We start from the raw sequence: 20,743 nt of genomic DNA, 5'->3' as shown, positions 1-20,743 counted from the left end.
CGTTCATCGGATTCTCCCTTGTTCTTCGCTGGTGAGAACAAGGTTCGACCCCGCCGGGTCGCGACCCGGGTGACCTACGGGTGCACCTCGGTTGCGATCACCAGCCGTCGAGGTGCAGCACCTCCTCGACCGGCTGGCGCTGCCCGGCCTTGAAGGTGGTGCCGATCGTGTGGGCGGTCGGGATCAGCACCGCCTGGCGGATGTCCTCGGGCAGCCCGAGCAGCTCGCCGATCTCCCGCTGGTAGGTCTGGTGCAGCGTGGTCCACGCGGTGCCCAGGCCCCGCGCGCGGGCGGCGAGCATGTAGCTCCACGCGGCGGGCAGGATCGAGCCCCACAGGCCGGACTGGTTGACCGCGTCCAGGCTCGACGCCCGGATGCACGGCAGCACCAGCACCGGCACCCGCCCGAGGTTCTCCCCCAGGTACCGGACGCTGTCGCCGATCCGGCGCAGCGAGGCGTTGCGCTCGGGGTCCTCGGGGAACTGCTTGCCTGGCGCGCTCGGCGAGGCCAGGTACCCCTCGGTCGCCCGCCGGTAGTACTCGCCGATCGCCGCGCGCTTGGCCTCGTCGGTGACGACGATCCAGTGCCAGAGCTGGCGGTTGCCCCCGGACGGGGCCTGGAGCGCGATCTCGATGCACTCCTTCACCAGGTCGAGGGACACGGGCCGCTCGAGGTCGAGCCGCTTGCGCACCGCGCGTGTCGTGGTCAGCAACTCGTCCGGGGTGAGAGCTAGGTTCGTCACGCAGCGAATCATGCCTCACCCGGGCCCGGTGGCCACCAGTTGAGATCATCCGACCCACCAATGGATCGTTACGCTCCGTAAGAAGCAATTTGTCGGATATCCGGGTGAACCGTCATCCACTCGCCCCAGGCGGCGCTACGGATTGCCGTACTCAGTCCAGTAGTCGAACCGGTGGGATTCCACGTGATTTCCCCTAACATTCGGACGTTGCGTCCACTTATTCCGCCTGGGGGACGAATGTCCGACGAACCCGCTCCCACCGATCACCACAAGCGAAGGACCGTGCTCAAGGCCGGCGGTGCGACCGCCATCGCCGGCCTCGCCACCGCCGCGCTGCCGACCGACGCCCTCGCCGCACCCGCCGAGGCCACGTCGACGGTCGCGACGGGTGTGCCCATCACGTTGAAGATCAACGGCCACGCCACTCCGCTCGTGGTCGAACCCCGCGTCACGCTGCTCGACGCGCTCCGCGAACGACTCGACCTGACCGGCACCAAGAAGGGCTGCGACCGGGGCGAGTGCGGCGCGTGCACCGTCCTGGTCGACGGTCGCCGGGTGAAGTCCTGCCTCACCCTCGCGGTGATGCAGCAGGGTCACGAGATCACCACCATCGAGGGCCTCGCCGACGGCGACGACCTGCACCCGGTGCAGGAGGCCTTCATCCGCCACGACGCGTTCCAGTGCGGCGGCTGCACGTCCGGCCAGATCATGTCCGCCGTCGCGTGCATCAAGGAGGGCCACGCGAACTCCGACGACGAGGTCCGCGAGTGGATGAGCGGCAACCTGTGCCGCTGCGCCTGCTATCCCAACATCGTCACCGCCGTGCGGGACGCCGCGAAAGAGATGCGCCGGTGAAGAACTTCGACTACGCCGTGGCGGCGACCCCCGCCGACGCCGTCCGCCTGGTCGCCGAACGACCGGGCGCCGCGTTCGTCTCCGGCGGCACGGACCTGCTCAACCTGATGCGGGACTGCGCGCAGACCCACGACCGGTTGGTCGACCTGAACGGGCTCGACCTCGGCGGCGTCGCCCTGCGCGGCGACGTGCTGCGGATCGGCGGGTTGGCGCGGATGTCCGACGTCGCCCGGCACCCGGTGGTCCGCACCCGCTTCCCGGTGGTGTCCGAGGCGCTGCTCGCCTCGGCGTCGCCGCAGATCCGCAACATGGCCGCGCTCGGCGGGAACCTGTTGCAGCGCACCAGGTGCGGCTACTTCCGCGACCCCGGCTCGGCGTGCAACAAGAAGGTGCCCGGCAGCGGCTGCCCGGCGATCACCGGGGAGAACCGCGGCCACGCGATCCTCGGCGGCACCGACCAGTGCATCGCGGTGCACCCGTCGGACCTCGGCGTGTCGCTGCGCGCCGTCGACGCGGTGATCCGGACCAGGGGTCCGCGCGGTGAGCGCGCCATCCCGTTCGGCGAGTTCCAGGTTCCACCCGGCTCGACGCCGGAGCGCGAGACCGTGCTGGAGCACGGTGAGCTGATCACCTCGATCGACCTGCCGTTCTCCGCCCTCGCCGGCAAGTCGTCGTACCTCAAGCTGCGCGACCGCTCGTCGTTCGAGTTCGCCGTGGTGTCCGTGGCCGCCGCGCTGGAGTTGCGCGGGCGGACCGTCAAGGACGTCCGGCTCGCGTTCGGCGGCGTCGCCACCACCTCGTGGCGCTCGACCGACGCCGAGGCCGCGCTGCGCGGGAAGGTGCTCGACGCGGCGTCGATCGGCGGGGCGGCCGACGCGGCCGTGCGGGGCGCCGTTCCCCGTGAGCACAACGGGTTCAAGGTCGAGCTGCTGCGGCGCGCGGTGACCAGGGCCCTGACCGACCTCGGAGGCGTGCGATGAGCAACAAGCTGGTGGGACGCTCGTTCGCGCGGGTGGAGGGCCGGGAGAAGGTGACCGGCGCGGCGAAGTACTCGGCCGACGTCGCGGTGCCCGGGCTGCTGCACGGCGTGATCACGGGCAGCCGGATCGCCCGCGGTCGGGTCACCTCGATCGACACGACCGCGGCGCTCGCGGTGCCGGGCGTCGTCGCGGTGTACACGCACCTGAACATGCCCCGGCTGGTGGTGCCGCCACCGCCGTACCCCAAGGGATTCCTGCCGTTGCAGGACGACGTGATCCGGCACAACGACCAGCCGGTCGCCTACGTGGTCGCGGAAACCCTGGAGCAGGCCCGCGAGGCGGCCGAGCTGATCGACGTGCGCTACGCCGCCGAGAAGGCGAAGGTGGTCATCGCCGACGCGGAGGACGAGATCTTCCTGGCGCCGCCCGGTCCGGAGAACCCGGACAAGGTCGTCATCGGCGACCCGGTGGGCGCGCTCGCGACCGCGTACAAGAAGGTCGAGGGGCACTACTCGAGCCCGACGCACACGCACAACCCGATCGAGCCCTCGGCGACGGTCGCGGTGTGGGACGGCGACAACCTGACCCTGCACGACACCACCCAGAGCATCAGCCTGGTGCAGCAGGTGGTCGGTCAGGCGCTGTCGGTGCCCAAGGACAAGATCCGGGTGCTGATGAAGTTCCTGGGTGGCGGCTTCGGCGCCAAGGCCCCGGTGTGGGCGCACACCATCTTCACCGCGGCGGTCTCGCGCGAGCTGCGCCGCCCGGTGAAGATCGTGCTGACCCGCGCCCAGATGTTCACCTCCTCGGGGCACCGGGCGGAGTACCGCCAGCAGGTGGCGCTCGGCGCGGACCGGGAGGGCAAGCTGGTCGCGGTGCGCAACATCAGCACCCAGCAGATGTCGCGCAACGACAAGCGGACGTTCAACACCAGCGAGTCGTCGTACATGCTCTACGGCTTCCCCCACATCGAGGTGCGCCACCAGGGCGTGCAGCTCGACGTGCAGATGGCGCACTTCATGCGCTCGCCCGAGGGTCCGGCGCTGGTCGGGCTGGAGACGGCGCTGGACGAGCTGAGCTACGAGCTGGGCATCGACCCGGTGGAGCTGCGGCTGCGCAACATCACCGACTACGACCCGGTGACCCGGACCAAGATCGGCAACGACAACCTGCCGGACTGCCTGCGCCAGGGCGCGAAGCAGTTCGGCTGGTCGCGGCGCAAGCCCAAGCCGGGTGTGACCAAGGACGGCCGGGAGTACGTCGGCTACGGCATGTCGGTCGAGGCGCACACCTACCACGCGCGCCCGTCGTCGGCCTCGGTCACCGTCACGCCGGACGGCAAGGTCGTCGCGCGCAGCGGCACCCAGGACATCGGCACGGGCACCTACACGGTGATGAGCCAGCTCGCGGGCGAGGCGCTGGGCGTCCCGATGTCCGCCGTCACGTTCGAGCTGGGCGACACCAACCTGCCCGCCGCCGGCTTCTCCGCCGCGTCGGTCACGGTCAGCAGCGTGTCCGGCTCGCTGACCATCGCGGCGAAGTCGGCGCGGGACGCCGTGGTGGCGCTGGCGGTCGCGGACACCCGGTCGCCCCTGCACGGCCTCGCGCCGGACCAGGTGGAGATCGAGAACGGGTTCCTGTTCGCCAAGGGCAACCGGTCGCGGCGGGACAGCTACCAGGGCGTCGTCGGCAGGCATGGTCGGCCCGTCGAGGGCACCGGCTCCTACCTCAACGTGCCGGGGTACACCACCGGCGCGATCTTCGTGGAGGTCCGGGTCGACCCGGTCGTCGGCCGGGTCCGGGTGACCCGCGCGGTGGGCGCCTACGACCTCGGCACGGTGGTGAACCGGCGCACCGCGGAGAGCCAGGTGCTGGGCGGGTTGACCTGGGGCATCGGGTACGCGCTCACCGAGCACACCGTGATGGACCGGAACTCCGCGCGGGTGGTGAACGCCAACCTGTCCACCTACATGATTCCGGTGAACCCGGACGTGCCGAAGGTCCAGGCGGTGTTCATCGACAAGCCGGACGCCACCTCGCCGGTGGGTGTGAAGGGATTCGGGGAAACCCCGGTGACCGGCGTGCCGGCCGCGATCGGCAATGCCGTCTATCACGCGATCGGACGGCGGGTGCGGGACTTCCCGATCACCCAGGACAAATTGCTTTAACCCGATCGGGGTGTTTCGGGATTGATTCCCGAAACACCCTCCGACCTGCGTGGACGCGATCTTCGAGAGCGCCGGCGGGCATTCAGGTTAGGCTTGCCTCAGCATTCTCGTGTTGCGAGGTCCGGACACCGGTGGCAATCTCCGGGTGACCCGGACCACCACCACGAGGAGCGGTCATGACCTCCACCGAAATGCCCGCCGTGCACGAGTGCACCGTCCACGGCTGCTCTTACAACCACGACGGCTGCCACGCGTTCGCCATCACCGTGAGCGGTGCGAACGGCGGGGCGGACTGCGGCACCTTCATCCCGCTCGCGCGCAAGGGCGGGCTGCCGAAGGTGGTCGCGCAGGTCGGCGCCTGTTCGCGCACGGACTGTTCGTACAACTCCGAACTGGAGTGCACGGCGTCCGGCGTCCGGGTCGGACCCGGACAGGGCGATCACGCCGCGAACTGCCTGACCTACACCAAGGCCTGAACACCGGAGTCGAATCACCGAGGCGCCGCACCGGTACGGGTGCGGCGCCTCGGTGCGTCCGATCCGGATTCACCGACCCGAAAAGAGTAGGGCCGGACCGCAATTCGACGGTCGTTGCGCCGTAAGCCCGCACCCCGGGCGCCGAGCTGCTGACCCGAGCGAGGGATTGCGCGGGAACCCGTCGAAACCCGGACAAACCCCGTGCTAGAGATGGGTTCGGGTATACCCGACCTATGCGTCACGAGGGGGAATTCCTGATGCCGGGGAGCACACTCGGATTGCGAAAAGCCGTCGAGCCTCTGGAGTGGTGGGCGGGCGGTGTGTTCGGCTCGCTGTGCGGGGTGCGCACGTCGGCGCCCCACGTGGTCCTGACCTACGACGACGGACCGGAACCCGGTGGCACCGACGAGGTGCTGGCCGCGTTGGAGGAACGCCGTGCCACGGCGACGTTCTTCGTCCTCATGTCCCGGGCCCGAAGACACCCGGGCCTGCTGCACGAGGTGCTGGCGGCGGGCCACGAGGTGGGTCTGCACGGGCTCGACCACCGCCGGGTGACCACGTTGACCGAGTCCGACGTGATCGCGCGGGCCCGGGACGGCCGGGCCGAGCTGGAGGACCTGATCGGCAGGTCCGTGACGTGGTACCGGCCGCCTTACGGCGCGCAGTCGTTCCGCACCTGGCGCGCGGCGACCAGGGCGGGCCTGGTGCCGGTGCTGTGGGGACCGTCCCTGCTGGACTGGCTGCCGGTGACCGACGACGAGCGGCTGGGCAGCGCGCTCGGCGACAGCACGCGGGGTTCGGTGCTGCTCGCGCACGACGGCTTCGCCGGTCCCGAGGACGGCGTCGACGACGGGCCGCCGCCGGACGTGCGCCGGGGTGCGCTCACCCGGCGCCTGCTGGACGCCTACGAGAACTCGGGGTTCACCGGGAGGTCCCTGCGGGACGCCCTGGTGGACGGCGTGCCGACGTGGCGGGCGTGGTTCCGGCGCTGACCGCGTGACCCGGGGCGACCCCACCCGGCGGATGGGTGGGGTCGCCCCGGCGTGGCTACCCTCGGCGGGTGACGCGCACCCGCCTGTACCGGCACGGGGTCCTCGAATCCGAGGACTTCCCGGTCGCCGACGTCTCCGAGCACCTGCGCGACCCGGACTCCGTCGTGTGGCTCGACCTGTGCGGGCCGAGCGAGCACGACCTCGGCCCGCTGGCGGGCGAACTGGGTCTGCACGAACTGGCCGTGGAGGACGCGCTCCAGGCGCACGAGCGGCCCAAGCTCGACCGGTACGACTCGCACTGCTTCCTCACCGCCTACGCCGTGCGGCTGGACCAACGCACCGGCGTGCTCGCCACCACCGAGGTCGACGCGTTCCTGACCCCGCGCGCCCTGGTCACGGTGCGCGCCGACGACGGGTTCGACATGGACGCCGTGGTGGAGCGCTGGGACCGGTCGCCGCAGCTGGCCAAGAGCGGCGTCGGCTTCCTCGCGCACGGGTTGATCGACCACGTCGTGGACAGCCACTTCGACGCGGTGCAGGCGCTGGACGACGACATCGAGGAGTTGGAGGATCTGACGTTCGCCGACCACCCGGACGACCGGGCGCTGCACCGCCGTTCGCTGGCGCTGCGCAAGTCGCTGGTGCTGCTGCGCCGGGTCGTGCTGCCGATGCGCGAGGTGGTGAACACCTTGATGCGCCGGGAGAACGACCTCGTGGACGACACGATGATGCCGTACTACCAGGACGTCTACGACCACGTGCTGCGCGCGTCGGAGTGGACCGACTCGTTGCGGGACCTGGTGGCGACCATCCGCGAGACCCAGCTGAACATCCAGAGCAACCGGCTCAACCTGATCATGAAGAAGGTCACCGGCTGGGCCGCGATCATCGCCGTGCCGACCGCCGTGACCGGGTTCTACGGCCAGAACGTGCCGTACCCGGGAACGGGTCAGCCGTGGGGTTTCTGGGTGTCGACGGCGGTGATGGTCGCGCTGTCGCTCGGGTTGTACGCGACGTTCAAGAAGCGGGACTGGCTCTAGCTCTCCGGGTCACGGCTGCTGCGGGGTGGTGAAGAAGCCGGTCGGGTCGTTCTCGCGCCGGACCTCGCGCAGCCTGCCCTGGTTGACGCCGTGGTACGCCGTGCGCCAGTCGGTCAGGTCCGGGTCGCGGAAGTTCGGGTAGACGCCGCCGGTGCCGTGCGGCGCGACGAGCCGCCGGTCCTCCTCCAGCCGGGCCAGCACCTCGTGGCCCCGTCGCGCCGCGCCGCCCGGTCCGACCAGCGTGGTGTGCTTGAGCAGGAACGCGGGCGCGCGGTGGGCGAACGCGGTCGCGGTGGCCGGCACCCGCGCGTAGGCGCCGCGCCACGGGGTGAACGCCAGTTCGCGCAGTTCGCCGCGCACCCGGTCGGCGGTGAAGCGGGTCAGCAGTTCGGTCAGCACGTCGGTGGGCAGCGGGTGGTCGAAGAAACCGGTTTTCGCCGTCGACATGCCCGGGCGTGCGGACACCAGCGGGATGCCCACCGGGTCCAGCGACGCCGCCGCGTGGGGTGTCGCGTTGTGCCGCACCGCCTCCGCCGCGGTCAGGTCGACCACCTCGACCTCGCGCGGTCCGCCGAACGACGGGATCCCGGCGAGCACCGAGCGGTCCGGAGCGGTGCCCAGCAACAGCGCGGTCGGCGGCTCGTCGGGGTGTTCCGGCCCCAGCAGCACCAGTTCGACCGACACGTCGTCCGGCGCGTCCGGCGCCCAGTCCTGCCACCAGCGCGCGAGGTCGGCCGCGTGGGCGAAGTCCCAGACCAGGCGCAGGTGCGTGCGCGGTGTGGCGGGCGTGGTCCGGAACGTGGCGCGGGTGACGACGCCGAAGTGACCGCCACCGCCGCCGCGCAACGCCCAGAGCAGGTCGTCGTCGGCGGTGATCACCCGGCCGCCGGCCACCACCAGTTCGGCGGCCACCAGGGCGTCGCAGGTCAGGCCGTGCCGGCGGCCGTCGGCGCCGAACCCGCCGCCCAGCGCCGAGCCGACCACGCCGACCGACGGGCAGGAGCCGACCGGCACGAGTTTCCCCTGTGCGGCCAGCACTTCGGTCAACCGTCCTATTCGGACACCACCGCCGACGTGCACCAGGTCGCCGTCGGGTTCCACCGCGTCGCACGGCGCGAGGTCGATCAGGAGGCCGGACGTGCTGGAGTGGCAGGCGTTGTCGTGCCCGCCGCCGCGGATCGCGAACGGGCCGCCCGCCGCCCGGTCCAGCGCCTCGACCACGTCCCGCGCGGTGGCGCAGCGGGCGATCAGGCTCGGCAGCACCTCGTGCGGGCGGCCGATGAACTGGCTGCGGGACAGGTCGTAGCGCGGGTCGCCGGGGCGCACGAGGTCAGGCATCGGCGTGCATCCGGGTTTGCAGGGCGTGCAGCTCGGCGTACCGGCCGCTCAGCGCGAGCAGCTCCTCGTGGGTGCCCTGCTCGGCCAGTTCCCCCTCGTGCAGCAACAGGATCCGGTCCGCGTGCCGGACGCTCGCCAGCCGGTGGGTGATCAGCACGACGGTCCGGTCCGCGGCGAGCGCGCGCAGCGACTCGTAGACCGCGAACTCGGCCTTGGCGTCGAGCGGCGCGGTCGGCTCGTCCCAGATCAGCAGGGGCGCGTCCCGGTACAGGCCGCGGGCGACCGCGAGCCGCTGCCACTGCCCGCCGGACAGCTCGACGCCGCCCCGGAACTGCTTGGACAGCAACGTTTCCCAGCCCGCGGGCAGGTCGGCCACCACGTCGTCGGCGCCGGCCTGGGCGGCCGCGTCGAGCAGGGCGCGCCGGTCGTCCCGGTCGTGCCGGCCGACCCGCACGTTGACCCGCGCGGTGTGCGGCCAGCGAACCGGCTCCTGGAGCACCATCATCACCCGGTCCGCGACCAGTGACCGGTCGACCTCGGCGAGGTCCCGGCCGTTCCACCGGACCCGGCCGGAGGTGGGCGCGTACAGGCCCGCGATCAGCTTGGCCAGCGTGGTCTTCCCGGAGCCGTTCTCGCCGACGAGCGCGATGGTGGCGCCGGGCTCGATCGCGACGCTCACCCCGCGCACGGCCGCGCGGTCGCTGCCCGGGTAGTGGAAGGTGACGTCCTCCAGCCGCACCCGGCCCGGTTCGACCGGCGTGTGCGCGCCGCCGCGCCGGGAACGGGCCGCGGTGGTCAGGAACTCCTGGTAGTCCGCGACGTAGAGGCCCTGTTCCACCAGCTGGTTCGCGGCCAGCACCAGGCGGTTGAGGGCCGTGGTCGCCACCCGGATCGCGAGGACGGCCGTGCCGGCGACGGCGAGGGGGACCCAGCCGTCGCGCACCAGCAGGCCGAGGACCAGGTAGGTGAGCGCGAGCCCGAGGCCGGACAGCGCGCGGCCGAGACCCCGAACCCTGGCCTGGGCGGTGGCGAGGCGGGTGTCCTCGGCCTTGAGCGGGTCGGCGGCGAGGCGGTACTCGTGCAGCACGAACGGTTCGGCCTGGTAGGCCCGGATCTCGGCGGCCGGTTCGCGTTCGGTGGCGAGGTCGGACACGAGTTGGACGCGCCGGTCCAGGGCGACGGTGCGGCCGACGCTGGCGTAGGCGAGCTTGGCGGCGCGTTGGACGGCCCAGCCGTCGGGCAGCACGGCGAGCAGGAGGACGGGCAGCAGCACGGGGTGCAGCACGGCGAGACTGGTCGTGGCGGCGGCGATGCCGAGCAGCGCGCCGATCAACTCGACCAGGTCGTCGGCCGCGCGTTCGAGGAAGAAGAGGCCGCGGTCGCGGGCGCGGTGCAGGCGGTCGTGGAAGCGGGCGTCGTCGAACGCGGCGAGGTCGGCGCCCAGGCTGGCCTCGTACAGCCGTTCCTCGGCGAGCCGCCGGACGGCGGGCCGGATGCGGGCGTGGGCGAGCGCCACCCCGACGTCCATCGCACCCCGAACCCCGAAGGCGAGCCCCACCAACAGAAGCTGAGGCAACGCCGCCACCACCCGCTCGGTGGTGGGCCCGCCGGCGAGCAACTCGGTGAGCACCCCGGTCGTGGCGAACAACCCGAACGCCGCCGCGACCCCCGCCACGACCTGCATCGCCCCCACCGCCACGCCCGCACCGGGCGCGGCTGCGCGAATCATCCCCAACACCGGCCACACGGCCCCCGGCAACCCCCGCACCACCCGCCGAGGCCCGACCGCGGCGCTCTCGTCCAACGCCCAATGCGGCGCAACCAAGTTCCCGTCCCGCGGATCGTCACCCACCACGCCCCCTCACCTTCCAACACCCCGACGCCGACAACCGCCGCCCTCACCCCTCGGCACCGCCCCCGCCCTTGCTCCCCGCCCAACCCCCGATCATTGAACAACACCATCGTTGAACAATCCCCCGATCGAACACGCCGTCGTGCCTGTAAGATTGTTGAACAATAGGCGGATCGAACAACCTCGTTCGATCCGCGAGCACCCAGGCAGCTCGCACCTTTGTCGAATTGTTGAACAACAGAACGATCAAACAATCCACCAAGCCGCTCGAACGCGCTCGCCACCCTCCAGTCGTCCGGCAGCGAGGCAACACCGCACCGACCCGCGCCGCACCACGCCAAGCCGGGCCTGCGGTGCCACGTCGCGCCAAGGCTGGCCAGCCGGGCCGCGCTCGTGCGGAGCCGCCACCACGGCGATGACGTTCCCGAACACTTGCCGGGCGCGCCGAGCCTCGCACTCCCGAACCGCGCCACGGCAGGCAAAGCCGAGCACTGCGGGGGGCACCACGCTTGGCCTGCCGCGCCTGCCCACCAGGCCGCGCGGTGCGGTGCCGCACCACGCCAAGCAAGGTCGCGCCGAGCCATGCGGCGCGCCCAGGCAGTGCCGCGCCACGCCCGGCCTGCCACCCCGGGCCGTGCGATGCCGCACCACACGCCTGGCCCGTTGGTCCTCGCAGTGCAGTACCGCACCACGCCAAGCCCGCGAATGCCCGGCTGTACTCTGCCAAGCCGTGCGGCGCGGTGTCGTGCGGGCCGAGCCCTGCCCTGCGGCGCGGCGGGTGCGGCGAGTGCCGAGCCGAGTCCTGGCGCGCCCTGCCGTGCGTGGTGCGGTGCGTCCTGTGCCGCACCACGCCGCGTCCTGCCGCGCGAGGCCGAGCCGAGCGGGGCCGAGGTGTCGGAGCGGTTGCCGGAGTTGCCGTCCGGAAGGTGGTTGCGTCGGGCTTTCCCGTTCCACCGCGGTGGCCCTCGCTCATCGCGGTGGGGTGTCGGTCAGCAGGAGGACCGACGGGAGGTCGCAGGACGGGTGCAGGCGCAGGAGTTGGTAGGCGATGCCGCCCGAGCCCGACATCATGCTGGGTGAGTACACCTCCCTCGCCAAACCCGTTGTCGCGCCGTGGGTTTCCAGGCTGCCGAGCACCGTCGCGTCCAGCGTCGCCCGGTCGAGGCCCTCCGGACCGACGCCCTCCGCGATGGCGCGGGACAGGAGTTCCCAGGCTCCCAGGTCGCCGTGGCACAGGGTGTGGGTCCAGCCGAACGCGTCGCGCCACGTCGACAGCGCCGCCCGGCGCACCACCTCCGGGTCCGGGCTCGACAGGCCGACGCCCACCGCGCCGTGGCACCACGCCGCCGCCACGGTGTCCGGCTCGCGGGGGTCCCTCCACGCGCCGCGGCGGGTGTCGAACCACGTCTCCTCGTACACCGCCGCGCCCGCCGACAACTCCGCGAAACAGGCATCACCGGAAGCCTCGGCCAACTTCCCCAGTGCCCAGCCGATTCCCGAGGCGCCGTGGGCGAAGCCGCCGATGCCGTCCGGCCAGTTCGGCGCCGGCCAGCGGACCGAGTGACCGGTGCGGACCGCGTCCGCCGCCAGCCGACGACCCGCTCGCACCGCCAGGTCCGACCACCGGTCCTCGCCGGTGCGCGCGGCGAGCAGGAGCAGCGGCACGATCGCGCCCGCCGTGCCCACGACCAGGTCCGGCCCCTCGCTCGCGTCGATCGCGGCGGGCAGTTGGCGGGCCAGGAACAGCGCGTCGGCCACCTCGGCCCGCCCGAGCCGGTGCAGGGTCAGCCAGCACCAGATCTGCGAGCCGAGCCCGATGTACCCGCCCGCCGGGTCGGGGCGTCGACGGGTGTGCTCGGCCTGGGCCGCCCACCACGTCTGGGTCAGCCGGGCCGTGCGCAGGGTGCCCTCCAGCACCTCCGCGACCCCGGCCACCGGGTCCGCCCGCCCGGCCTCCACCTCGCGCAGGTACGACGCCAGCAGCACCGCCACCCCCAGCGTCCCGCCGTACAGATCGGGCGTCAGCGGCGTGGTCTGCCACCCCGAGCGGTCCAGGATCGGGGCGAACCAGGTGGCCGTGCCGTCCTCGCCGCGCACCGCCTCCGCGACCACCTCGGCCACCAGACCGGCCGCCAGCGCGCGCCGTCGACCGTCCATTGAGGACGGTGACACCACCGGAACAGCCATCCGACCGAGGTCGGGTTCCGCGCCCTGGTTGAGGTACGCGCTCACCAGCGCCGCCCGGGTGACCCGCCGCTCGAGCCCGAAGTCCGCCGACCGCCAGTTCGCCACCGCGAGGTCGATCTGGTCGACCCGAGGCCCGCACACCCCGCCACCCGGCGTGTGCAACCACCCCTCGGCGGGCGTGGTGGTGAACACCGGGATGTCGCCGACGAGCAGGTCGGCCACCTCCGCCGCGTGCACGTCCGGGTCGCCCGGACCGCGGGTGTTCAGGGAATGCCGCGCCAGCAACGATTTCGCCCGCGACTCGGCCGCTTCCTGGTCGTGCAACCCCGCCGGGTGCCACAGCATCCGGGCCAACTCGGTGTAGGACTCGGTGTCCCGCACGATCACCCGCACCACGCAGTCGGCGAACCCGCGCAGCAACGGCTCGAGCCGCCCCGACCGGTCCAGCGCGGTGATCCGGCCCGCCATCTCGTCGAACCCGGCGACCACGCCCGGCCAGTGCCGGGACAACCGGGGGTGCGGACTCGGCAGGTTCTGCGTGGCGGGCAACGACTGCGGCACGATCGCCACCCGCGCGGTGTCGGTGCCGGCGCCCACCAGGTCCGGCAGGCCGATGTCCGGCTGCTCGCCGGGAAGTCCGCCCATCGCCGAACCGTCCACCCCGCGCCACCCGAGCCCCGCGCCGCGACCCGGCAGCAACCCGGTCCGCAGCACGGTCCCGTTGAGCTGCTCGGCGACCCGGTCGGTCGCCTCGCCCGCACCGGTCGGCGGGTGCGGCGGACGCGGGGTGAACACGCTCTCGCAGTCCACCACGACCGGCACCGGCCCGGCCGCGATGATGTTCTCCGCGTGCAGGTCGGTGCCCGCGACCAACCGCATGACGGCGAGCCAGTGCCCGAGCCCCCGGTAGAACAGGTCGAGCTCGCGCTCGTCCGCGCAGTACCGGTGACCGACGTGCTCGGCCCACCCGTAACCCTGGCGCACCACCGCTTTCGGCACCCGGATCGGTTCCTCGTCGCCCGCGGTGAGCACCGCGAGGAACGACGCCAACCGCCGGTCCACCTCCATCGGCCGCGGTTTGTAGACCACGGACCCGCCCGCGCCGTGCAACAACGTCACGGTGTGCCCGCCGCCGTGGCTGTCACCCGCGCCGAACTCCGCGGCCAGCAGCTCACCCGCCAGCACGTCGCGGTCGGCGGCGAACCGGAGCGCCGCGGTGCGCGCCGCGTCCACCCGGTTGTCCACCACCCGGCGCAACCGGTCGACCAGGTGCGGGTAGTGCGCGGTCGACCCCTGCCAGAACCCGGGCGCGCAGGCCCGTTCCAGGAACTCGCTCCACCGGCCGGCCGGGTCGGCGGCGGCGAGCGTCCCGGTGACGCGGGCCGCGTTCAGCTCCAGCACGAGGACGCGGACCACCTTGCGCCGCACCACGTCCAGCAACGCCGTGCCCGCCGCGGTCGCCAGCACGTCCGCCTCCGCGGCGGCGAGGTCGGCGATCCCGGCCAACCCCCGGGCCAGCCGTTCCGCCGCCGGGACGAGCAGCCAGTCCAGTGTGCGGTCGAGTTCACCGACCTCGTCGCGGATCATCGTCGATCAGCAGCAGTACACCGGGCGGGACGCGGTGCACGACGAACAGCGACTGCCGGGCGGGTTGCACGCCACGATGTCGCCCTCGGCGAACTCGCCGTTGGCGAAGACCGGTCCGGCCGGGTTGTCCTCGGCGCCCGCGCGCCAGCGTGCCACCAGTTCCTCGGCGTCGAGCAGCATGGCGGTCATGCGCACTCCTTTCCTCGTGGGAGCCGGAGTCTAGGAACGCGCCGCACACGGCCGCGCATACGTCATGTCCGCCTTTTCACAACCTCGTACAGCTCGTTGGTCGCCGCGCACGGCGTGACGCCCAACTCGGCCGCCAGCACCCTGGTGAGCCGCCGGTACACCACGAGTGCCTCCGTTCTCCGACCCGCCGCGTCGAGCGCGCCCACCAGCAACCGCCACAGCCGCTCGCGCAGCGGGTGCTCCACGACGAGCCCGGCGAGCACCGGCACGAGTTCCTGGTGACCGCCCAGCGCCAACCGCACCTCCAGCAGGTCCTCCACGGCGTCCAGCCGCTGCTCCTCCAGCACCGCGACGTCGGGCCGCAGCACGTCCGGCACCGGCACGCCCGCCAGCACCGGCCCGCGCCACAGCGCCACCGCGCGCGCCAGGGACCGCTCGGCCTCCACGTCCGACCGGCCGCGCGACCGCCGCCCTTCGGCGACCAGCAGCCGGAAGTGCGTGACGTCGACCCCGTCGGGTCGCGCCACGAGTGCGTAGCCGTCGCGCGAGGTGACGATCACCGGGTCCGTCGCGGGTAACAGCCGGCGCAGCTCGGCCAGGTGGCTGCGCACGTTGGCCGCGGCGGACGCGGGCGGTTTGCCCGGCCAGAGGGCGTCGATGATGCACTCGACCGACAACGTCCGGTTCGCCCGGATCGCGAGCAACCCCAACAACACCCCGGCCATCCGGCGCGCGGGGTGGCTGACGCCGAACCCCACCCGGACGCCGGGCCTGCCCAGCACCACGACCGCCATCGCCAACCCCCTCGACCGCGAGACCTCCGGATATACCAGCGCGGTGGCATGTCGAACACCGTTCGCGGCACCCGTTCCGATTCAGTCCGAAGAGGACGGTGCGGTCCCGTGGACCGAACGGACGTGTCGGACACCGACAGGGTTGCCGACACCCGACCACCGGATGGCGGCATGGCCGGATTCCGCCGACCGGTGGTTTTCCGCGCTGGGCCAGGAGAGTGGTTTCGGCACGCACGGTGACAACCACCGCGCACACGCGCGCCCTGGTGGGGTGAACCGGTCGCGGGACGTGTCCCGGGCCCGGCGGGACTGGTACTCATCGCTGCGGACAGGAGGGCACATGGAGACCATCAGCTTCACCAGTCGGGGTGTCCGGTGCGAGGCCTGGCACCTGGCGGCCGTCGACGACCGGCTCACCTCGGCCGCCGGCCGCCCGTGCGTCGTGATGGCGCACGGGTTCGGCGCGACCAGGGACGCCGGCCTGCTGCCGTTCGCCGAGCGGTTCGCCGCCGCCGGGCTGGACGCCCTGGTGTTCGACTACCGGGGTTACGGCACGTCCGCCGGCAGGCCGCGGCAGCACGTCTCGCACCTGCGGCACCGGCAGGACTTCCACGCCGCCCTCGCCGCGGCGCGCGCCCTGCCCGGCGTCGACCCGACCCGGATCGCGCTGTGGGGCAGTTCGTACTCGGGCGGGCACGTGCTGCCGGTCGCGGTGCGGGACGGTCGGGTCGCGGCCGTGGTGTCGCAGGGCGCGGCGGTGGACGGGATCGCCGCGCTGCGCCGGATCCTGGCCCACGCCGGTCCGCGGCACCTCCTCCGGCTCACCGCGCACGGCCTGTACGACGCGGCCCGGGCGCTGGTCGGCGCGGCACCGCACCACATCCCGGTGGTCGGACCGCCCGGCACGCTGGCCGCGATCACCGCGCCCGGCGCGGAGGCCGGGTACCGGTCGATCACCGGGCCGACGTTCCGCAACCAGATGTGCGCCCGCGGCGTGCTGTCCATCGCGCTGAACCGCCCGGTCCGGGCCGCGGGCGCGCTGCCCGCGCCGACCCTGTTCGTGGTGGCGGAGGACGACGACCTCGCGCCGCCGGACGCGGTGCGGGCCGCCGTGCGGGCGGCGGGGGTGCTGGCCGAGGTGCTGACGCTGCCCTGCGGGCACTTCGCGATCTACTCCGGGCTCGAGTTCGAGCGGTCGGTGGCCGCGCAGGTCGACTTCCTGAGCCGACGGCTGCGCCCGGACCGGCGGCCCTCGCGTCCCGTCCGGACCGCGCCGCGCCGACTGCCGGTGCTGGGCCACGTCGTGCCGCTGGGCGTGAAACCGCTGGAGTTCCTGACCGGGCTGCGCGCGCACGGCGACATCGTGAAGCTCTACCTCGGCGGCTCGCCCGCGTACCTGCTGAACGACCCCGACCTGATCCACCGGGTGTTCGTCACCGACGCCGCCCGGTACCACAAGGGCCGGCTGTTCGACGTGCTCCGGGCGATCATGGGCAACGGGCTGACCGGCTCCGAGGACCCGTTCCACCGCCGGCAGCGCGCCCTGGTGCGACCCGCGTTCACCCGCGACCGGGTGCGCGGCTACGTCGACGCGATGAGCGCGACCGCCGTCGAGCTGACCGGCGGGTGGCGGCCGGGGCAGGCGCTGGACGTCGACGGGTTCACCCACGACTACACGTTGGGCGTGCTGATGCGCACCCTGCTGCCGACCCAGCCGGGCGCGGTCGGCCGGGAACTGGGCGAGGCGCTGCCGGTGATGATGAGGGAGGTGCTGCGCCAGGTCGCGCTGCCGAGCGCGGTCGCCGACTGGCCGACGCCCGGACGCCGGCGGTACGAGCGGGCGCGGGCGGTGATCCACCGGGTCGCGGACGAGGTGATCGCGGCGTACCGGGCCGACGGCGCGGACCGCGGCGACGTGATCTCGATGCTGGTCTCGGCCAGGGACGAGGACGCGCCCGAGGGCATGACCGACCCGCAGGTGCGGGACGAGATCGTGACGATGCTGATCGCCGCCGTCGACAACGCGGGCGTCACGCTGTCCTGGTTCTTCCACCACCTGGGCCGGCACCCGGAGGTGGAGCGGCGGGTGCACGAGGAGGTCGACCGGGTGGTCGGCGACCGGCCGGTGGCGCACGACGACCTCGTCGCGCTGCGCTACACCGGCCGGGCGCTGGCCGAGACGCTGCGGCTGTCCAACCCGACCCCGATCCTGTCCCGGCGGCCGACCTCGGACGTCGTCCTCGACGGACTGCCGGTGCCGGCGGGCACCGAGTTGATGATCAGCATCGCCGCGCTGCACCGCGACCCCGTGCTGTACCCGGACCCGATGCGGTTCGACCCGGACCGGTGGGCCGACGACCGGCACCACGACCCGGCCAACCGCGCCTACCTGCCGTTCGGCGCGGGACCGCGCGGGTGCGTCGGCCAGGACTTCGCGTGGCTCGGCATGCTGACCGCGATCGCCACCACGGTCGCCCGCTGGCGCCTGGTGCCGGACCCGGAGCACCGGGTGAAGGTGAAGCAGAGCGTCATCCCGCGCCCGGACCGGCTCCCGATGACCGTCCACCCCCGGCCCTGACCGCCCTAGCCGCGCGGTCCGACGCCCAGCGGCACGCCGGTGCGCGCGCTCTGCGCCACCGAGGCCGGCGAGTCCTGACTGCGGAGGGCGTCCAGCGGGAACACCGGCGCGGTCGTGGTCACCGGTGCCGGGCGGTGGCGGTCGAGGTGGGCGGTGCCCCAGGTGTACGGGTCGGTCGCCGCCTCGCCGAAGGTCGACCAGGCCAGCGTGGTCCGCGAGGTCGGGTCGACGTCGTGCACCACGACGTTCGCGGCGAGCCGGAACGGGTCGACGGTGGCGGGCAGCACGGCGAACGGGATCCGCGCCTCGACCACGTACCCGGCGTCCGCGCCCGGTTCCACGACCACCGACACACCGGTCGCCGGGCCCTGGTCGTGGTCGCCCCTCCGTGCCACGCAAGGCTTTCCGGCCGTCGGGGCGACCGCGAGGCGGTAGGTGGTGGACGTGTCGTCGGACGTGCCGCGCGGGTCGAGGGCGATCTCCACCGCGTCCGCGTCGAGGAAGCGCCCGCAGTCGGCCGGGTCCGGCTCCGGGCCGCGCGCGTCGTCGGTCACCTCCACGACCGCGTACAGCGCGTTCCCGAACCAGCTCAGGTGCGCGGTCGCGGTGCAGTCGTCCTCGGCGCACTCCTCGCCCCGCCGGCGGGTCAGGGTCAGCTCCTGACCGGGGAAGTCGAACGGGTCGTTGACCCCGTCCAGGATCGGCTCGAACCCGGCCTGCGGCACCGTGCTCACCACCCGCGCCGGGTACCCGGGCTGCGCGTCGTTCGCGAGCCACGGCAGGCCGACCCGCCGGGTCCAGTCGCGGAACTCGGCGTAGCGCGGGCGCAGGCCGGTCTGCTCGCGGACGTCGGCGCGCACCGGCACACCGGCGTCGGCGAGCACGGTGAACCAGTCGCAGCCGTTCGGGTCGGCCACCACCGGCGGCAGCGCGTCGAGACCCTGGGACCGGTGGCGGCGGGCGGCGTCGCGTTCGACCTGGGCCCAGGTGGCGCGGTGCGTCGGCGACCACGTGCCCTCCGCCGTGCCTTCGAGCGGCAGGCCGGTGCGGGGGTCGCGCTGATCGGTCGCGCACCCCGGTCCGGGCGGACCCTGGTAGGCCGACTGGGTCAGCAGCCGGGTCGCGCGCCACGGCCGGTAGCCCTCGCGGGTGAGCTGGTCCGGGTACGCGGTGGGGTCGCCCGCCAGCAGGAACGCCTCGGTCGTGAGCCGGCCCGCGAGCTGGTCGCCGCCGTCCTCGGCCGGGCGCGGGTCGGTGGTGACCACGACGTCGGGCGTGGTGGCGCGGATCAGCCGGACGAGCCTCCCGAGCACGTCGCCGGACCACACGCGGTCGGTCAACGGCACGGACGGGGTGCGCCAGAGGTCCGGCCGGTCCAGGTAGTAGACGTCGTCCACGTCGGCGATCCCGGTCGCCGCGCGCTCTTCGCCTTCCCGCAGCAGCCCGAGCGCCGCGCCCTGCTCCGGGCCGACGCCGCTGCCCTCACCGCGGGTGATCGTGGCGACGGCCGTGCGCAGACCGCGCTGCTCGCGCCACTGGCCGAACGCGGCGAGTGATCGCAGTTCGTCGTCCGGGTGGGCGCCGACGAACAGCACGTCGACGTGCGCCGGATCGTCCTCCGCGACCGCCGGCGCGGCCGGGGCGAGCCCCGTCACCGCCACGAGTGCGAGCGGGAACACCTTGCGGTACAAGGACATCGCGAACCCCCCGGTAGTAGGCGCCGCCTGGGGCCGATTCTGCTCCCGGCGAAGCCCTCTCGGGTCCGGGGTTCGCCGGACCGACGGTCACCCGATCACGCCCGGTCACCACGAGTAATCGTCAACCGGACGTCGGTAGGTCGTTTTTGACCGGTTTTCACACAACTTCCTCACATGGAAATCCCAGCCCGCTCTCAGCGGGCACCTCAAGCCTCTCGACCGTTGGTATCCGATCGATCACCCCCGGTGAGGTGGGCACATGCATTCCGACGACGAACCGGTCGGCGTGGTGTTGAGCAGGCGCCAGGCGCTGGCCCTGCTCGGCATCGCGGGCTCCGCGCTGACGGTCGCGGGAGCGGGCGTGGCCGCGGCCGACAGCGGCTCCGGCACGCACCTCGACTGCGTGGCCAAGCCCGAGCAGGTCGAGGGTCCGTACTACGTGGACGAGAACCTCAAGCGCGTCGACATCCGGTCCGACCCGGCCACCGGCGTGGTGTCCGAGGGCGCGGTCCTGGTGCTGGACCTCGCGGTGCTCCAGATCAAGGGGCACGGCTGCGCGCCGCTCAAGGACGCGCTCGTGGACATCTGGCACTGCGACGCGCAGGGCCGCTACTCCGACATCAAGTCCGAGGGGACCCTGGGCCGGAAGTTCCTGCGCGGCCTCCAGGTGACCGACCGCGCGGGCCACGTCCGATTCATCACGATCCTGCCCGGCTGGTACCACGGCCGGACGGTGCACTACCACGTGAAGATCCGCACGACCGGCACCGACGGCAACCCCTACGAGTTCACCTCCCAGCTGTACCTGACGGAGGAGTTCAAGGCCCAGTACCTGGCCCAGGACCCGTACCGGGCGAAGGGTCCCCAGGACACCTCGAACGCCACGGACTTCATCTACGCGCAGGGCGGCGACCAGATGCTGCTGCGCCCGCACAAGTTCGGCCGGCGCTACGCGGCGAGCTTCGCCATCGGCCTCGACCTGTCCGACACCGAGGTGGGCGACGACGACAGCCAGGGTCCTGGCCCTGGCCCTGGCCCTGGTCCCGGCCCTGGTCCTGGCCCGGGTCAGCCCCCGACCACGACCCCGGTGCCGACGACCACCGCGCCACCCGCGCCGTGACCTGACCGGGCTCCGGAAGACGGCGGCCGGAGCCCGTTCCCCCGCGGCACCGCCCCGCCGGGGCGCCCCGGCCCCGCGCCCACCCGGCCGTCGCCCCGACCCCGCCCCGCCCCCTCCCCCCACCCGGCGCGCGGGGGGCCCGCCCCCG

Annotated in this window: 15 protein-coding genes; 8 read left to right on the top strand and 7 right to left on the bottom strand. The window is 73.1% G+C overall.

The genetic code is table 11. From position 1 onward, the window contains the following. Positions 1–97: 97 nt before the first annotated feature. Entirely contained in the window at positions 98–754 is a 657-nt protein-coding gene (locus AB0G50_RS34485) for a nitroreductase family protein (RefSeq protein ID WP_360117785.1), read from the bottom strand. A 225-nt stretch (positions 755–979) separates the two neighbouring features. Here AB0G50_RS34485 and AB0G50_RS34480 point away from each other — a divergent pair, with 225 nt between their 5' ends. From AB0G50_RS34480 to AB0G50_RS34455, 6 genes are all read left to right on the top strand, one after another. Then, a complete protein-coding gene (locus tag AB0G50_RS34480; protein WP_360117783.1) occupies positions 980–1,597 on the top strand; it encodes a (2Fe-2S)-binding protein in 618 nt (205 codons plus the stop codon). Further along, entirely contained in the window at positions 1,594–2,577 is a 984-nt protein-coding gene (locus tag AB0G50_RS34475) for a xanthine dehydrogenase family protein subunit M (RefSeq protein WP_360117780.1), read from the top strand. The genes AB0G50_RS34480 and AB0G50_RS34475 overlap by 4 nt, the downstream gene beginning before the upstream one ends. Next, positions 2,574–4,745 (top strand): xanthine dehydrogenase family protein molybdopterin-binding subunit, encoded by a 2,172-nt coding sequence (locus AB0G50_RS34470; RefSeq protein ID WP_360117777.1) that lies wholly within the window; start codon positions 2,574–2,576, stop codon positions 4,743–4,745. Before AB0G50_RS34475 ends, AB0G50_RS34470 begins: the two co-directional genes overlap by 4 nt. A gap of 176 nt (positions 4,746–4,921) precedes the next feature. After that, the gene (locus AB0G50_RS34465; RefSeq protein ID WP_360117774.1) at positions 4,922–5,221 is read left to right on the top strand and encodes a DUF1540 domain-containing protein; all 300 of its coding nucleotides are present in this window, start codon (positions 4,922–4,924) and stop codon (positions 5,219–5,221) included. A 257-nt stretch (positions 5,222–5,478) separates the two neighbouring features. Then, on the top strand, positions 5,479–6,213 hold the full coding sequence (locus tag AB0G50_RS34460) for a polysaccharide deacetylase family protein (RefSeq protein WP_360117771.1): 735 nt from the start codon (positions 5,479–5,481) through the stop codon (positions 6,211–6,213). Between the two features lie 68 nt (positions 6,214–6,281). Then, a complete protein-coding gene (locus tag AB0G50_RS34455; RefSeq protein WP_360117769.1) occupies positions 6,282–7,253 on the top strand; it encodes a magnesium transporter CorA family protein in 972 nt (323 codons plus the stop codon). A 9-nt stretch (positions 7,254–7,262) separates the two neighbouring features. Here the strand turns inward: AB0G50_RS34455 and AB0G50_RS34450 are convergent, their stop codons facing one another. From AB0G50_RS34450 to AB0G50_RS34430, 5 genes are all read right to left on the bottom strand, one after another. Beyond that, positions 7,263–8,591: an FAD-binding oxidoreductase gene (locus AB0G50_RS34450; RefSeq protein WP_360117766.1), complete on the bottom strand. Its 1,329-nt coding sequence runs from the start codon at positions 8,589–8,591 to the stop codon at positions 7,263–7,265. Next, complete coding sequence (locus AB0G50_RS34445) at positions 8,584–10,320, bottom strand: ABC transporter ATP-binding protein (RefSeq protein WP_360117763.1); 1,737 nt, start codon at positions 10,318–10,320, stop codon at positions 8,584–8,586. Before AB0G50_RS34445 ends, AB0G50_RS34450 begins: the two co-directional genes overlap by 8 nt. Positions 10,321–11,412: 1,092 nt before the next feature. Continuing rightward, a complete protein-coding gene (locus tag AB0G50_RS34440; RefSeq protein ID WP_360117760.1) occupies positions 11,413–14,217 on the bottom strand; it encodes a type 2 lanthipeptide synthetase LanM family protein in 2,805 nt (934 codons plus the stop codon). Positions 14,218–14,223: 6 nt separating this feature from the next. Then, positions 14,224–14,406 (bottom strand): DUF6229 family protein, encoded by a 183-nt coding sequence (locus AB0G50_RS34435; protein WP_360117757.1) that lies wholly within the window; start codon positions 14,404–14,406, stop codon positions 14,224–14,226. 62 nt (positions 14,407–14,468) lie between these two features. Beyond that, entirely contained in the window at positions 14,469–15,200 is a 732-nt protein-coding gene (locus AB0G50_RS34430) for an AfsR/SARP family transcriptional regulator (protein ID WP_360117754.1), read from the bottom strand. Between the two features lie 340 nt (positions 15,201–15,540). Between AB0G50_RS34430 and AB0G50_RS34425 the strand changes: the two genes are divergently transcribed. Then, positions 15,541–17,778 (top strand): cytochrome P450, encoded by a 2,238-nt coding sequence (locus AB0G50_RS34425; RefSeq protein WP_360117751.1) that lies wholly within the window; start codon positions 15,541–15,543, stop codon positions 17,776–17,778. Between the two features lie 5 nt (positions 17,779–17,783). Here AB0G50_RS34425 and AB0G50_RS34420 read toward each other — a convergent pair whose 3' ends face one another. Next, entirely contained in the window at positions 17,784–19,475 is a 1,692-nt protein-coding gene (locus AB0G50_RS34420; protein WP_360117748.1) for a sugar-binding protein, read from the bottom strand. A gap of 259 nt (positions 19,476–19,734) precedes the next feature. Between AB0G50_RS34420 and AB0G50_RS34415 the strand changes: the two genes are divergently transcribed. Further along, positions 19,735–20,595, top strand: a complete 861-nt coding sequence (locus tag AB0G50_RS34415; protein WP_360117745.1) for a twin-arginine translocation pathway signal protein — start codon at positions 19,735–19,737, stop codon at positions 20,593–20,595. Positions 20,596–20,743 lie beyond the last annotated feature (148 nt).

Origin of the sequence: Actinosynnema sp. NPDC020468 (assembly GCF_040642015.1) — a bacterium.
Classification (GTDB): Bacteria; Actinomycetota; Actinomycetes; order Mycobacteriales; family Pseudonocardiaceae; genus Actinosynnema.
This window is presented reverse-complemented; position numbering and strand designations above follow the sequence as displayed.

What these genes read in the sequence shown, in the direction of transcription:
- AB0G50_RS34465 (WP_360117774.1), top strand. Translation starts at nt 4,922, where the DNA reads ATGACCTCCACCGAAATGCCCGCCGTGCACGAGTGCACCGTCCACGGC.
- AB0G50_RS34435 (WP_360117757.1), bottom strand. Translation starts at nt 14,406, where the DNA reads ATGACCGCCATGCTGCTCGACGCCGAGGAACTGGTGGCACGCTGGCGC.
- AB0G50_RS34470 (WP_360117777.1), top strand. Translation starts at nt 2,574, where the DNA reads ATGAGCAACAAGCTGGTGGGACGCTCGTTCGCGCGGGTGGAGGGCCGG.
- AB0G50_RS34415 (WP_360117745.1), top strand. Translation starts at nt 19,735, where the DNA reads ATGCATTCCGACGACGAACCGGTCGGCGTGGTGTTGAGCAGGCGCCAG.
- AB0G50_RS34425 (WP_360117751.1), top strand. Translation starts at nt 15,541, where the DNA reads ATGGAGACCATCAGCTTCACCAGTCGGGGTGTCCGGTGCGAGGCCTGG.
- AB0G50_RS34440 (WP_360117760.1), bottom strand. Translation starts at nt 14,217, where the DNA reads ATGATCCGCGACGAGGTCGGTGAACTCGACCGCACACTGGACTGGCTG.
- AB0G50_RS34430 (WP_360117754.1), bottom strand. Translation starts at nt 15,200, where the DNA reads ATGGCGGTCGTGGTGCTGGGCAGGCCCGGCGTCCGGGTGGGGTTCGGC.
- AB0G50_RS34485 (WP_360117785.1), bottom strand. Translation starts at nt 754, where the DNA reads ATGATTCGCTGCGTGACGAACCTAGCTCTCACCCCGGACGAGTTGCTG.
- AB0G50_RS34445 (WP_360117763.1), bottom strand. Translation starts at nt 10,320, where the DNA reads ATGATTCGCGCAGCCGCGCCCGGTGCGGGCGTGGCGGTGGGGGCGATG.
- AB0G50_RS34480 (WP_360117783.1), top strand. Translation starts at nt 980, where the DNA reads ATGTCCGACGAACCCGCTCCCACCGATCACCACAAGCGAAGGACCGTG.
- AB0G50_RS34420 (WP_360117748.1), bottom strand. Translation starts at nt 19,475, where the DNA reads ATGTCCTTGTACCGCAAGGTGTTCCCGCTCGCACTCGTGGCGGTGACG.
- AB0G50_RS34460 (WP_360117771.1), top strand. Translation starts at nt 5,479, where the DNA reads ATGCCGGGGAGCACACTCGGATTGCGAAAAGCCGTCGAGCCTCTGGAG.
- AB0G50_RS34450 (WP_360117766.1), bottom strand. Translation starts at nt 8,591, where the DNA reads ATGCCTGACCTCGTGCGCCCCGGCGACCCGCGCTACGACCTGTCCCGC.